The following is a 14,676-nucleotide window of genomic DNA, read 5'->3' on the forward strand; positions in this document are numbered from 1 at the left end:
GTGAAATATTATCTATCTTTCAAGTTTACTGACAAACCGCTCACTGTGCCCAAGTAAATCAGGATAAAAATGTAAAAAAGACTGTTTTAACTGATGCTCATTTGCAGTGATATATATAATGGCTTGTTCAGCGAATTGAAGTTTACGTGAGAAGCGATTCTCAATGGCATGCATAGCACGCAAGCATGCACTTAACTCGTGATAATCTGCTAACCATTGATGCGTTAAAAGCCCGCTTCTAACCCGCGAGAAATGGGGACTTATATCCATATCTAATTGTGCCAAGTTTTGATAAAACTCACTGAATAGCTGATTTTTTTCCAACGCAGGGCTAGAAAATTGTTGCCAGTGCTGTATCAATAAATGATCGAAATATACATCAAGCACAATACCTGCATAGCGACGAATCGATTTAGGAAAGTCACTTTTTAACGCAAGCACAATCGGATGTGAGTCAGTATATACATCGATATGGCGATGCAAGCGGATGCCATGCTGCAGATTTAAAGGCAGATCGTCTAACACACTGCCCTTTATAAAATCACCCAGAAAATTACCTACCAAGCTGGTATGCGTATGTTTGGCGAGGTGGATATGTGCAATATAGTTCATAGTGATATTTGACCTTGATATCGCTTTGGCGTCAATGCGCGCAAAAATATACCTAGTATTGAGATAAAATACGCAAACTTGGGCGCAATCTTCGCTGATAAGACCAGTATTTTGCTGCTAATTTGTAAGTTAGCTCTATAATGACCCCAATTGAGTGCAATGAGTAGGAAATTTAGGCGAAATTAGTCGCCAAACAGATACTTATTTGCTAATAATGAAAGATAATTATTATTTTAACGAAGATAGCGGCTTATTCTTGAAAGTTTTATTAATTAATGGACCCAACCTTAATATGTTGGGCAAACGTGAACCTGAAGTATACGGTTCACGTAGCCTACAAGATATTGTGGACACGTTACAAGTACGTGCTGGCGAATTGAACATAGCGATGAGTCATGTTCAGTCTAACGCTGAGCATGTATTAATTGATGCTATCCACAGTGCTTATCAAAAAATTGACTTCATTATTATCAATCCTGGCGCGTTTACCCATACGAGTGTTGCTTTACGTGACGCATTGTTAAGCGTATCGATTCCCTTTATCGAAGTGCATTTATCGAATGTTCATGCCCGCGAGCCTTTTCGTCATCATTCTTATTTGTCAGATGTGGCACTAGGCGTTATTTGTGGTATGGGTGAGCAAGGCTATGCTTTTGCTTTGAGCGCTGCACAACAACATATAAATAGTAAACCTAATTAGTTGCCGTGGTCGGTTTGCTGCCGGTCGCTTATGTATACAAATCAAAAAGAGATAACATCATGGATATACGTAAAATAAAGAAACTCATTGAGTTAGTTGAAGAATCAGGCATTTCCGAGCTTGAAATTACCGAAGGTGAAGAATCTGTGCGCATTCATCGCAGCGGCCAACCGGCAGCTCAAGTACAATATTCTGCGCCTATCCAACATGCTGCACCTGCAGCGGCACCGCTAGTTGAAGCCGTGCCTGTTGTCGCTGAAACTAGTGGCCACCGTGTAAAATCACCTATGGTGGGTACGTTCTACCGTTCATCTTCTCCTGGCTCGAAAGCATTTGCTGAAGTTGGTCAAAGTGTCAAAGTAGGCGACACTTTATGTATTATTGAAGCAATGAAAATGATGAACCAGATTGAGTCAGATAAATCTGGTGTGATTAAAGAGATTTTAGTCGACAACCAAGAGCCGGTTGAATTCGATCAACCCCTATTCATCATTGAATAAGCAGGTTACTGATAATGCTTGATAAAGTACTGATTGCCAATCGCGGTGAAATAGCACTTCGCATCTTGCGTGCCTGTAAAGAACTGGGCATCAAGACAGTTGCAGTGCACTCCACCGCTGATGAAAGTTTGAAACATGTGCTTTTGGCTGATGAAACCATTTGTATTGGTAAAGCATCCGCAACCGAAAGTTATTTAAATATTCCACGTATTATTGCGGCTGCAGAAATTACTAATTCTGTTGCTATTCACCCTGGTTACGGCTTTCTTGCAGAAAGTGCAGATTTTGCCGAGGCAGTTGAACGCAGTGGTTTTATCTTTATTGGACCAAAAGCTGAAACCATTAGTTTGATGGGTGACAAAGTGTCAGCGATTAAATCAATGAAAGCCGCTGGTGTACCTTGTGTTCCTGGGTCTGATGGACCTTTAGGCGACAATGAAGAGCGTAACAAAGAAATTGCAAAGCGCATCGGTTACCCGATAATCGTTAAAGCTGCAGGCGGCGGCGGTGGTCGTGGTATGCGTGTTGTTCGCAACGAAGATGAGTTAATCTCATCAATTGCGGCGACAAAAGGTGAGGCTGGTGCAGCATTCAATAATGACGTTGTGTACATGGAAAAATTCCTTGAGAACCCACGCCACGTTGAAATTCAAATATTGGCTGATGGGCAAGGCAACGCGATTCACTTAGGTGAGCGTGACTGTTCTATGCAGCGCCGTCATCAAAAAGTCGTTGAAGAAGCGCCAGCACCTGGCATTACCGAAGAGATGCGTGCTCGAATTGGCGCGCGTTGTTGCCAAGCTTGTGTTGATATAGGTTATCGTGGAGCGGGTACGTTTGAGTTCTTATTTGAAAACGACGAGTTCTATTTCATCGAAATGAATACGCGTATTCAAGTTGAGCACCCTGTATCAGAAATGATCACTGGTATCGATTTGATTAAAGAGCAACTGCGTATCGCTGATGGTCAAAAATTATCCATCACTCAAGATCAGGTACATATTCGTGGTCATGCGATTGAATGTCGTATTAATGCTGAAGATCCAGATACCTTCATTCCAAGCCCAGGTAAAATCAATATGTTCCATTCTCCTGGTGGGTTAGGTGTGCGCTGGGATTCGCATATATATGCGGGTTATACCGTGCCGCCTAACTATGATTCTATGATAGGTAAATTGATCACTTACGGCGAAACCCGTGAAGTGGCGATTGCCCGCATGCGTCATGCATTGGGTGAGTTGGTTATTGAAGGAATTAAAACGAATATCCCACTTCAGCAGCGTATTATGGCAGATGAAGCCTTCGCCGCTGGTGGTGCTAACATTCATTATCTTGAAAAGAAATTGGGCCTAGGCGGTCACTAATATCTTCTTCACATTGATGATTTTTAAAGAGCGCTTCGGCGCTCTTTTTTATTTTTACGTTTGTGAGTTTTTTGCAGCAGTGCGCTTTAACCACCATATCGAGTAGACAGCTATCGCAATGCCAGACACCACGTTGGCTAGTGCTATGCCAATAAAGACATAAGCGACTTTGGCATACATTGCGCCTAACCATGACAAAGGCACATAAAATAATGCCGAGCGAATAATATAATAGCCTAAGCCTACTTTCGCCTTACCGATCGAATTAAAAGCAGCAGCTGCGACAATGACAATACCGTAACCCCAGACGCTGATGGGTATAATACGCAGATATAAAAGTGCGTCATCGGTAACCGCAGGATCAGACGAGAATCCAGAGATGATGGCGGGTGCCCAGAACCACAAAAAAACACTTAGCAGTCCTGTCCAGGCGAGACATACCCAATAGCTTATTTTTAACCCATCGATGATGCGGAGTATTTTATGTGCTCCCCAGTTTTGTCCTGCCAACGGACCTATGGCTGAAGATAATGCGAGCATAGGAATGACCGCAAAAAATTCAATTCGAGTCGCTAAACCAAAGGCCGCAACAGATTTTTCGCCGAACGAAGCGATAATGGCGGTAACAATGGCGATACACAGTGGATTCACCATATTGCCGGCTGCTGCAGGTACTGCTATTGATAGCAACGAGCGCCATGAAGCTAAGAGCTCTTCTTTACTGGCAAGATGAAAGCTTATTAGCTTTTCGCGGATAACCAGTATGGCTAACGAAGCAAATAAAGTGAGTACCTGAGCGAATAGAGTACCTAATGCTGCGCCTTCTATATTGAAGGCAGGTATGACGCCCCAGCCGAATATTAAAATTGGCGTAGAAATAATATTAATGGCCGCTGATCCAATCATCACTAAGCTTGGCCAAAAAGCATCACCTACAGACCGTATTAACGCATTGGCAATCATGGGTACCACTAAAAATGGTACTGAAATAAACCAAATACGCATATAGCGGGCACCAAGCTCCAATACGTCTGATGAGGCCCCAAGCAAACTAAGCAGCGGTTTAACATTGAGATAACCGACCACAGCAACCACCATGACTACGACTATACCCAGCAGTAGACTGTCAGTAGACAAGCGTTTTGCGTGATCTGTATCATTCGAGCCGACTGCGCGCGACACGGCAGAGGCTGCACCAACGCCTAAGCCAATAGCCAAGCTAGATATACTCATGGTAACTGGGAAGCTAAACGACAAGGCGGCAAGATGTTCTGTACCGAGCTGGCTAACAAAGTAGGTATCAATTAATGACACCGATAACACAGCGATGATGCCAAGGATCATAGGTAAAGTGAGTTTAGCCAATACCTTGTGAACGGGCGGGCGAGTTAAGTCGCGAGATGAGGACAAAATAGCTCCGAAAATACAAAAAAGATAAGCATAAGAACGCATTTACTAGCATAAAAGTTCATGTAACTGCGCCAAGATATTAGTTTACGCAGAATCCGCTAAATAACTAATGTTATACTGGCTTCTTTGCCATTTGATAAGACCCGCTATGCCTTGGATCCAACTCATTATCGATACACAAGCCAAAGATGCTGAACAAGTCGGCGACATGCTAAGTGCCAATGGTGCCCAAGCTGTTACCTTTGTTGACGCGAAAGACACACCCATGTACGAGCCGAAACCAGGCGAAGTGATGTTGTGGCCTGAAACCCAAGTGGTGGGTTTGTATGAAGCCGATCACGATATGGATGGGGTAGTTGCCAGGCTTAGTAAATCAAAAGTGCTAGGCGCTAATTTTCCTCATAAACTTGACCAGTTAGAAGATAAAGACTGGGAGCGAGAATGGATGGATAACTTTCATCCTATGCGTTTTGGCGAGCGATTATGGATTTGCCCAAGCTGGCGTGATGTACCTGACCCTTCAGCGGTTAACGTTATGCTCGACCCTGGATTAGCATTTGGTACCGGAACGCACCCAACAACAGCTCTCTGTTTACGTTGGTTAGATGCCTTAGAGCTAACGAATAAGTTGGTAGTCGACTTTGGCTGTGGCTCTGGCATATTAGGTATCGCCGCGATTAAACTAGGTGCTGAACGTGTAGTGGGTATCGACATCGACCCGCAAGCCTTGTTATCGAGCCAGACCAATGCCGACCGCAATCACATTGGTGATAAAATCGAGCTATATTTACCGCAACATCAACCTGAACTGCAAGCTGATGTGGTGCTGGCTAATATTCTTGCTGGACCACTGCGGGACTTACGAGAAGTGATCACGGCTTACTGTAAATCAGGTGGCAAGCTAGTATTGTCCGGTATTTTGGCTGAACAAGCTCAAGACATAAATGACCTCTACAGCCAAGATTTCGACATGGAGCCTATCGAGATTGATGGGGAGTGGGCTCGAGTATCGGGTAAGCGTAAATAAAGGGATTTAATTCATTATTGCGCTAGGGCTGCAATCTTGTTTGTAGGCCTAGCGGATTCCACGCTAAAATTTTTCTCATTAACTTTTTTAATTCTGTCCGCGCAAAGTAACGGCAACGCTTCACAACGCTCTGTTTTCCCTCCTCTTGTTTTTTGATAGTGACTTAAAGAAAGCACTTTACGCACCAATGTACTTTCGTTCATTAATTGATATGTGTAATCAGCATCAGCACACCCTCTATTTGTTATTTTTTATCGATCTCCAGCTAGCTTAGTCATTACCTAATGCGTAAACACGCTTGCCTAATGGTCAAATAAAGATCAATGAAAGCGCTTTCATTAAGGTTAAGCCTTTGCTATTGTAAAAATATTGTTTCCTAGCTGTTAATTATTTATCTCTGTGAGTATTCGACTATTCACGCAGGTTTATCTCTACGTTGCAAAATGAAAGCGCTTTCATATTTATATTAAACGCCTTAATTAACGAAGCAAATTTAGAGACGAAAGCATGAAGTGCTTAGGGGTTAACTAAAACAGAAAAATTAGTGAAACGATATTTGGGCTTTGTCGTGTGTTACCAAACATCCTGTGATTGGCAGGACGCCGGATTCGACCAGCCTAGTTTAACAAGTAGTCGATATTAAAAATGCGCTTGTACAGGGCAGATCACAAGAAATAAGTCTAGGAGAAACACATGAAGAAAACCATTAAACACATCGCTCTCGCCACCAGTATTTTGCTGACCTCTAACCAAGCAATGGCCACTTTGTTAACAGGTGGCGATTTCTCTAATACCTGTAATGTCAGTGCCTGGGATCAATTTGGAAATGTCTCGGTTAGTGGCACGCCAGGTAATTGTGCCGCGACCTTAAGTGTCAATGATACGGTTGATTTTGAAGCCGAACTATCACAAGGATTGTCATTAGTTAGTGGCACTGATTATCTTTTAAATATTAATTTTAGTGTCGACACCACGCTGATTGACTCGACATTCGATGACGAGTTTTCTATCAGTCTTTTTAATCAAGATTTTGACTATGTGGAGTTATTCTCCATGCCCATCGTGTCTATGCAGAGCTTTACTGAATCATTAGCGATACAAGCATCTGAGCTGAGCAGTTACGTTAATCAAGACTGGTCACTATCGTTTTATATGTTCGACGGTTTTGCTGTCGATGATAATCAATCTTCTGTATCTATTAGCTTTACTGCCCTAGAAGAGGTGGCGACAGATGTGCCTGAACCATCAACTTTAGCATTTTTACTACTGGGCTGTGCAGGTGTGTTGAGTCGTAAAAAAATCTCTCAAGCATTTTCCAGTAAATCGTTGCAAACCAGATCTCTAAACGCGCAAACCACTGTTGAGATAAGCCAATGAAAATTAGAAACGATATGAGCGGGGTACTCGGTGCCCTTTTACTCTTTGCGTCTTGTTCGGCATCCGCTCAGTGGGGTCCGTTAGACAATACCATAAGCGTATCTCAATCCAGCGCCCGATATGTGCGCGGTGAAGGCGCATATATAGTGCAGGTTAAAGCGACCAACAGCAGTTCGCAATCCATTCGTGGGCCTTTTAGAGTGCTGGTGGATAACGCGAGCTTAACCGTAAAGGACGCCGACGGACAGACAGACGAAGGTGTTCCATATTTTGATTTTTTACTGGGAGACATCGCCCCAGGTGAAACCATATCGGTAAACGTGCGTTTTGAGTACGAGCGACGGACACGACTAACTTTCGATTTAGCAATACAAAGCAATGCAGAGCTTGATGAAGACAATGATGGTGTTAATGATGACATCGATCAGTGTCTTGAAACGCCCACGGGCATAGAGGTTGATGAGACAGGTTGCTCGCTAGTAACCAATGACTCTGATTGGACACTCGTGTGGAGTGATGAGTTTAATGGCAGCGTTATTGATGACACTAAATGGACTCATGAAGTAAATTGTGACGGTGGGGGTAACAACGAGAAACAGTGCTACACCGACAACGCAGAAAATGCCTATCTTGAAAACGGTATTCTGAAAATAGTAGCCAAAGCTGAATCCAATCAAACTTTACCCTACAGCTCAGCTCGCCTAATCAGTAAAGAAAAAGGTGACTGGACTTACGGCCGCTTTGAGATACGCGCAAAAGCGCCTAGTGGCCAAGGTGCATGGCCAGCAATATGGATGCTGCCTACCGACTACAAGTACGGTGGTTGGCCGCACTCGGGGGAAATCGATATCTTCGAAGCGGTAAACCTTGGGGTGCCTTTGAACGATGACAGCGGTGCTGTTGAGTCCAATGTACATGGCACGCTGCATTATGGAGCCAGTTGGCCGAACAATTCCTACACAGGGCAAAGCTATGCATTGCCCAATGCCGCTAATCCCGCCAATGATTTTCATGTGTATGCGGTAGAGTGGGAAGAAGGTGAAATACGCTGGTATGTTGACGGTGTGTTGTACCAAACGCAATTGAAATCAGAAGTTAGCTACGACACTGATGGTCAAGCAGATGGCCTTGATCATCGAGGTTGGTTTACCGAGCAAGACGGCGAAAATTTATTGAATAACGCACCCTTTGATGAGCGTTTTCATTTATTGCTCAACTTTGCCGTAGGTGGCAGTTGGCCTGAAGCGGTCAATCAGGGTGGGGTCGATTCATCTGCGTTTGACGGGCAAAATAGCTTTGATGTGGATTATGTGCGGGTCTATGAGTGTTCAATTTCACCTAGTACAGGTGAAGGCTGCGCGACGGTAACAGACAACTATTTAGATCCTATTGCCGACGGCGGCACCTTAGTCAATGGCGCAGCGCCGGTTCCTACCGCACCGTCAGATGGCATTGCGCGAGATTTGATCATCTTTGATGATGAAATGCTGCCCACATGGCCTGCCTGGGATTGTTGCGGAGACACAAGCCCGCGTGTGATTTTTGATGATGAAAGTCAGTCTCAAGTGGTTGAGTTTGAAGTAAATGGTGCCCCGGCGGTGCTGGGCTTTAATACCAATCAAGCAACGAATCCTAGCCCTTTTGATGCATCTCCTATGTATGAAGCGGGTGTGCTTGAATTTGATTTGAAGCTCGTTACACCCCCTAATAATAATGCAGCTGGTTGGAATCTTAAAGTTGAGCAAGGCGGCGCCGCAACGGCCGGGGAAATTAGCATTGCTACCCCAACGGCTGCTTGGCAGCATTATTCAGTCCCTTTAAAATCCCTTAGCAATGCGGGTCTGAATCTAAATGGTATTGATATCGTTATGCTGTTTCCAGATTGGGGACAAGGAGAAGGCGCGGTATTTAGAGTTGATAATGTCGCTTTTTTGCAGTCAGCTGACGAGGGGAATTCAGGTGGAGAAGTTGAAAGCGATTTAACGGCCATTGACTTCGAGCAAGATGGTTTTGGCGCATCGTTAAGCTGGAATGTGTTTGAGAACAGTGATAACCCGCCGATAGAACTTGTTGCTAATCCTGATAGCGCAGGCATTAATGGCTCATCAACGGTAGCAAAAATTACCGCGCGAGTGGCTGGTGCACCTTGGGTTGGCGCTGAGATACAGCATGGTCAACTTACACCATTCACGTTAGACGCCAGTAACAGTCTGGTTAAAATCATGGTGTACAAAAGCGTCATCAGTGATGTAGGCCTAAAATTCGCAATCGCCAGCGGCGGAGCACAAGGCGAACTTAAAGTTGCTAATCAGAAAGTCAATGAATGGGAAGAACTTACATTCGACTTCAGCGATTATATTGGGTTAGTTGAAGCGATAGATATCGATCAAATTATTGTTTTTCCCGACTTTGACTTCAGCACCCGAGCACAAGACAACATAGTGTACTTCGATAACATTCGATTCTTCGGCAGCGATGATGATGAAAGCGGCGGTGGCGATGACGGCAATGAAAATCCTATACCGGTAAGCGAGCTAGTTAATAATGGTGATTTCACCAATGGTACTGATGGCTGGATTGGCGCAGTCAACGTTATAACAGACAACGGCAATAATGTATTTATGGCCGATGTAGCTGCTGCGGGTAACCCCTGGGATGTTAACCTCAGTCAAATTCTGACCTTGGTGCCCGGCGAAACCTACGAGCTTACGTTCAAAGCAAAAGCGTCGGTTGTGCGCAGCGTGATAGCGGGGTTGGGGCTTAATCACGATCCTTGGAGCAATGTAACTCAGACTACGGCGCTGAGCACCCAGTGGCAAACATTTACCTATACCCTTACCCCGACTGATTTTGGGGATGATAACAGCCGAGTGTTCTTCGATTTAGGCGCAGAAACCGGTGCTGTGTATATTGATGATGTGAGTGTCACAGTCAAAGATACGACAGATAATGGTGGTGGGGACCAAGGTGGGAGCAGTGACTTAACCGCGTTCGATTTTGAAGCACAAGGTTTTGGTGCCCAATTGAATTGGAACGTATTTGAAAATGGCGACAATAGCCCGCTCGAATTTGTGTCTAATCCCAATCCTTCTGGCATTAATAACTCATCCACAGTGGCAAAACTCACCGCGCAAGTTGAAGGTGCGCCATGGGTCGGTACGGAGATCCAGCACGGCCAAATAACACCTTTCACCCTAGACCCATCCAATAGCTTCGTTAAAATCATGGTATACAAAAGTGTGCTAAGCGATGTGGGTATCAAGTTTGCGATCGCAAACGGTGGGGCTCAAGGCGAGATAAAAGTGGCCAATACTAAAATCAACGAGTGGGAAGAACTTACCTTTGATTTTAGCGGCTACATTGGTCTTGTTGAAGCCATCGATATTGACCAGATCATTGTCTTCCCTGATTTTGATTTTAATACACGGACGCAAAACAACGTAGTGTATTTCGATAACATACGCTTAGTTGATAGCAATGACGCAGGAAGTGACAACGGCAATGGTGGTGCTACCGGCTCTGATGTTCATGATTTTGAGGGGGCAACCTACGCTTTTACTGACTTCGATGGAGGGGTGGCGACTATCGCGGCAAATCCAGATATGTCCGGCATTAATACCAGTGCGCAAGTTGGACAAATGCAGAAGTTTGCAGGGCAACCTTGGGGAGGCACAACATTAGCATTAAACAATCCAATAGATATTGCTGAGAACACAGTGATCACTCTAAAAGTTTGGTCGCCAAGAGCGGTTAATGTATTGCTTAAATTGGAAGGTGGCGTTGTGGGTGAGATTAGCGCCCCACATTCTGGCTTAGGCTGGGAAGAACTCAGCTTTGATTTTAGTGGTATGACCGGCAGCGGCACGACGGCTATCACTTTAATCTTTGATTTGGGCGAAATGGGGAATGCCGAAGCAGACCCAGCTAACTGGACGTTCTACTTTGATGACCTGACCTTGCCTGCTTCTTCAGATGAGGGGAACGGTGGTGATAACGGCAATGATGCTGACAATGACGGTGTAGCCGATGATATTGACCAATGTCTTAATACGCCAGCCAATAGCATCGTTGATGCCACGGGTTGTGTGGTCAATGTTACGTCAGACTGGAACTTAGTCTGGAATGACGAATTTAATGGCACGTCAATCGATCAAGAAAAATGGTCTCACGAGGTCAATTGCGACGGTGGCGGCAACAATGAAAAGCAATGTTATACCGCCAGCAGTGATAACTCATTTGTCCAAAACGGTGTGTTAACCATCGTCGCCAAACCAGAAACGGGACAACCTTTGCCTTACAGTTCTGCCCGTTTAATATCTAAAAACAAAGGTGATTGGACATACGGTCGTTTCGAAATACGCGCCAAGGCTCCAAGTGGACAAGGCTCGTGGCCTGCAATATGGATGCTGCCTACAGATTACATCTACGGCGGTTGGCCACACTCGGGTGAAATCGATATATTTGAAGCAGTGAATCTTGGTGTGCCATTGAATGATGGCACAGGTGCCGTGGAATCGAATGTACACGGCACAATCCATTATGGTCAAAGTTGGCCCAATAACGATAATTCCGGCCTTAGTTATGCCTTACCAGAAGACGCTAATCCGGCAGATGACTTTCATATTTACGCACTTGAGTGGGAAGAAGGTGAGTTACGCTGGTATGTGGATGGGGTCTTGTATGAAACACAGCGTAAATCAACCGTCAGTTACGACGCTAACGGTACCGCGAATGGTTTGAGTCATCGTGGATGGTACACCGAGCAAAGCGGCGAAACCTTGTGGAATAACGCGCCTTTCGATGAGCGCTTTCATTTATTGCTTAATTTCGCAGTAGGTGGCGCTTGGCCTGAAGCGGTAAATCAAGGCGGTGTCGATGCTTCCGCATTTAGCGCAGCCAATCGTTTCGAAGTGGATTATGTGCGGGTTTATGAGTGCTCAACATCACCTAGCAATGGTCATGGCTGCGCGACTGTAACGGATGGCTATGCAGAGTCTGTTGCAAATGGCGGAACCTTAATAAATGGCGCGGCGCCTATCCCTGTGCCGGAATCAGATGGTATCGCTCGTGATTTAGTGATATTTGACGACATGTTAAACGATGCTTGGCCTGCATGGGATTGTTGTGGCGAGTCAACACCAGTGGTGGTGTTCGATGATGAGCTTCAGTCTCAGGTGATTGAATTCGCGGTAGGTGACATTCCAACCGTATTGGGATTCAACACCACATTGGCCACAGTGCCAGCGCCTTTTGATGCATCCCCAATTGCCAATAGTGGTACGTTGGAATTTGATCTGAAACTTGTTACGCCGAGCACCAATACTTCAGCAGCCTGGAACTTGAAGGTGGAGCAGGGCGGTGCGGCCAGTGAAGCGGTTGTTACGCTTGTTACTCCGACTGCGAATTGGCAGCACTATTCCATTGCGTTATCGACCCTTAAACAAGGCGGTTTGATGTTAAATGGAATAGACGTGGTGATGCTTTTCCCCGATTGGGGACAAGGAGAGGGCGCGGTGTTCCGTGTTGATAACGTGCAATTTTTGCAGGGTGAAGATGACGGCACAGGCGGCGATGATGGGGATAACGGTGGTGGTGTAACCGATCCTGAAGTCGGTGATGAATTGGTCGCCAATGGTTCGTTTGACAATGGCGTCCAAGGGTGGACGGGAGACGTGAACGTCATTCAAGAGGCAAGCAACTATGTGTTCCAGGCGGATATTGCCGCTGCGGGTAACTCATGGGATGTCAACCTAAGCCAAGTCATGACCTTAATCGCGGATGAAACCTATGTGGTGACATTCAAAGCGAAGGCGTCTATTTTGCGTAATATCGTCGTTGGACTTGGGCTAAACCACGATCCTTGGAGCAACGTAACCGAGAATGCTGCACTGACAACGGATTGGCAGACTTTTTCATACACGTTCACTGTGAATGGGTTTGGAGATGACAACAGCCGCGTATTCTTTGACCTTGGTGCTGACATAGGTATCGTGCAAATCGATGATGTGAGTGTGGTGCTCCAAGCCACAAATGGCGGCGGGGATGGTGAGCCAGTCACTGAAGACGAATTCGTCTTGATTTCAGCGACCGAAGAAACAGATATCAACTTCGCTCCCAATACGGTAGGTGAATGGAGCACGGGTACAACCTTGCAAAGCGACGTTATGTTCGACGGTCTGCGTGGTTGGGAGTTGATTTCTAGCTCAAACTCTCCGGAACAAGGGAATTGGGGCTCGGTATTGGCCTTTCAAAATGGAATAGACGGTGATTTCGGTTTATTTAACCGCATTGACCTCAAAGTCGCCACGACAGGTCATTACGCAGGCGGATACAAAGTGGCGATTTCGGCCAACGGTGTTAGCAAGGAAATTGCGATACCGGTAAATGAATCTGTTTCCACATGGCAGAGTATTTCATTGGATACGAAAGCTATTCCACTTAATTTATCCAAAGTCGATTGGATTGCCGTGTATGGCATTGGTGGGCAAGCCGGAGTGTCACGCATTTACGTGACGGACTTCTCGTTAGTGAAAGACAGTGCCATCGAGTTTGAAACTGACACCACTAACGATTTCGTGTTTATCTCATCGGATGCGTCCATAAGTGTTGATCTAATTGTTGATAACGATAATTACAGCGATGTGGGTAACGTAATATTCGGTGAGTGGAGCACGGGTACGGGGATCTCAAATACCCAGTATAATGGTTTAAATGGCTTACGACTTTCTGCTGGTGGCTCATGGGGTGCAGTGTTGGCCTTACAAGGTGATATCTCAGATGGTAATAGTATTGATAACTATGATACGGATTTCTCGACCTACACAAACCTTCGTTTTAAGGCGGCGTCGCAGGGTGCTTTTGAGCGGTACGCCGTGTCTATAGTCTCTGCTATTGACGGCAAAGAGTCTGCTCAGGAAGTCGGGTTCGCGCTAACGAACCAAGCTGATTGGAATGACATTGACATTGACCTTGGTATGTACGGAGTCGATTTATCCAATGTTAGCCAAATTGCACTCTTTGGCGTGTATGACGGCGGCTCGGCTAGCCAAAGCTTATACATTACAGATTTGGTTATGTATGACTCAGGCAAAGTAGCCTTGGCTGATAAAGACAGCTCAGATGACAAGTTTGTATTCTTTTCATCAAGCGGTGAAGACAGCGATATGCTGTTTGACGGTGATGACTATGCGCACAATGGCAATATGACTATTGGTGAATGGTCAACCGGCACAAGCTTTAACTCTGATGTGATGTACAACGGACTAAGTGCATTTGAGTTAGTGCGCGGCTCAGGTAGTTGGGGGGCGGTACTGGCCTTAGCGGGTGATATATATGGTGATGTGCAGCAATACAGCATCGATGTTGCCGCTTATCAAACCCTCAACTTTAAAATCGCCGCTGCTGGTGGGTTCTCAGAATACACGTTAGATTTTGTTGTTGATGGCTCAGAGCACAAAGTACCACTTTCAGTAAACAGTAATTGGAATGAGGTGACCATCAATTTAGCGGATATACCGCTAAACCTATCGAAGCTTACCCAAATTGCCATTTTTGGTGTGGGAGGCGGGCAAGGAAACCGTATATACATCACAGATATGCATCTGAGTAAGTAGTCCAAGTACCCCGTTTATTGGCTAAATGTGCTTAGCTGATAAATCGGGTGACACATTGCAAAACGCAAAGTGA

Annotated in this window: 8 protein-coding genes; 6 read left to right on the top strand and 2 right to left on the bottom strand. The window is 45.3% G+C overall.

The window, feature by feature from the left end:
- Nucleotides 1-12: 12 nt before the first annotated feature.
- Nucleotides 13-612, bottom strand: a complete 600-nt coding sequence (locus tag GQR89_RS00630; RefSeq protein ID WP_158768264.1) for an ACP phosphodiesterase — start codon at nt 610-612, stop codon at nt 13-15.
- Nucleotides 613-826: 214 nt separating this feature from the next.
- Here GQR89_RS00630 and aroQ point away from each other — a divergent pair, with 214 nt between their 5' ends.
- The 3 genes from aroQ to accC are packed head-to-tail and all read left to right on the top strand — an operon-like array spanning nt 827 to nt 3,176.
- On the top strand, nt 827-1,312 hold the full coding sequence (gene aroQ, locus GQR89_RS00635) for a type II 3-dehydroquinate dehydratase (RefSeq protein WP_158768265.1): 486 nt from the start codon (nt 827-829) through the stop codon (nt 1,310-1,312).
- A gap of 59 nt (nt 1,313-1,371) precedes the next feature.
- Entirely contained in the window at nt 1,372-1,812 is a 441-nt protein-coding gene (gene accB, locus GQR89_RS00640; protein ID WP_158768266.1) for an acetyl-CoA carboxylase biotin carboxyl carrier protein, read from the top strand.
- A gap of 14 nt (nt 1,813-1,826) precedes the next feature.
- A complete protein-coding gene (gene accC / locus GQR89_RS00645; RefSeq protein ID WP_158768267.1) occupies nt 1,827-3,176 on the top strand; it encodes an acetyl-CoA carboxylase biotin carboxylase subunit in 1,350 nt (449 codons plus the stop codon).
- Nucleotides 3,177-3,230: 54 nt separating this feature from the next.
- Here the strand turns inward: accC and GQR89_RS00650 are convergent, their stop codons facing one another.
- A complete protein-coding gene (locus GQR89_RS00650; RefSeq protein WP_158768268.1) occupies nt 3,231-4,586 on the bottom strand; it encodes an MATE family efflux transporter in 1,356 nt (451 codons plus the stop codon).
- Between the two features lie 148 nt (nt 4,587-4,734).
- On the opposite strand from GQR89_RS00650, the gene prmA reads away from it, so the two are divergent.
- The 3 genes from prmA to GQR89_RS00665 all read left to right on the top strand — a co-directional run bounded on the left by prmA (nt 4,735) and on the right by GQR89_RS00665 (nt 14,603).
- A complete protein-coding gene (gene prmA, locus GQR89_RS00655) occupies nt 4,735-5,613 on the top strand; it encodes a 50S ribosomal protein L11 methyltransferase (RefSeq protein WP_158768269.1) in 879 nt (292 codons plus the stop codon).
- Nucleotides 5,614-6,306: 693 nt separating this feature from the next.
- Nucleotides 6,307-6,990, top strand: coding sequence for a PEP-CTERM sorting domain-containing protein (locus tag GQR89_RS00660; protein WP_158768270.1), 684 nt, complete (start codon nt 6,307-6,309; stop codon nt 6,988-6,990).
- Entirely contained in the window at nt 6,987-14,603 is a 7,617-nt protein-coding gene (locus tag GQR89_RS00665) for a family 16 glycosylhydrolase (protein WP_233269040.1), read from the top strand. Before GQR89_RS00660 ends, GQR89_RS00665 begins: the two co-directional genes overlap by 4 nt.
- Nucleotides 14,604-14,676: the final 73 nt, after the last annotated feature.

The sequence above is a fragment of the Paraglaciecola sp. L1A13 genome, assembly GCF_009796745.1.
Lineage (GTDB): Bacteria > Pseudomonadota > Gammaproteobacteria > Enterobacterales > Alteromonadaceae > Paraglaciecola.

Excerpts from the sequence above, each read along its gene's own strand:
- GQR89_RS00630 (WP_158768264.1), bottom strand. The coding sequence starts at position 612 with ATGAACTATATTGCACATATCCACCTCGCCAAACATACGCATACCAGC.
- accC (WP_158768267.1), top strand. The coding sequence starts at position 1,827 with ATGCTTGATAAAGTACTGATTGCCAATCGCGGTGAAATAGCACTTCGC.
- GQR89_RS00665 (WP_233269040.1), top strand. The coding sequence starts at position 6,987 with ATGAAAATTAGAAACGATATGAGCGGGGTACTCGGTGCCCTTTTACTC.
- GQR89_RS00660 (WP_158768270.1), top strand. The coding sequence starts at position 6,307 with ATGAAGAAAACCATTAAACACATCGCTCTCGCCACCAGTATTTTGCTG.
- aroQ (WP_158768265.1), top strand. The coding sequence starts at position 827 with ATGAAAGATAATTATTATTTTAACGAAGATAGCGGCTTATTCTTGAAA.
- accB (WP_158768266.1), top strand. The coding sequence starts at position 1,372 with ATGGATATACGTAAAATAAAGAAACTCATTGAGTTAGTTGAAGAATCA.
- prmA (WP_158768269.1), top strand. The coding sequence starts at position 4,735 with ATGCCTTGGATCCAACTCATTATCGATACACAAGCCAAAGATGCTGAA.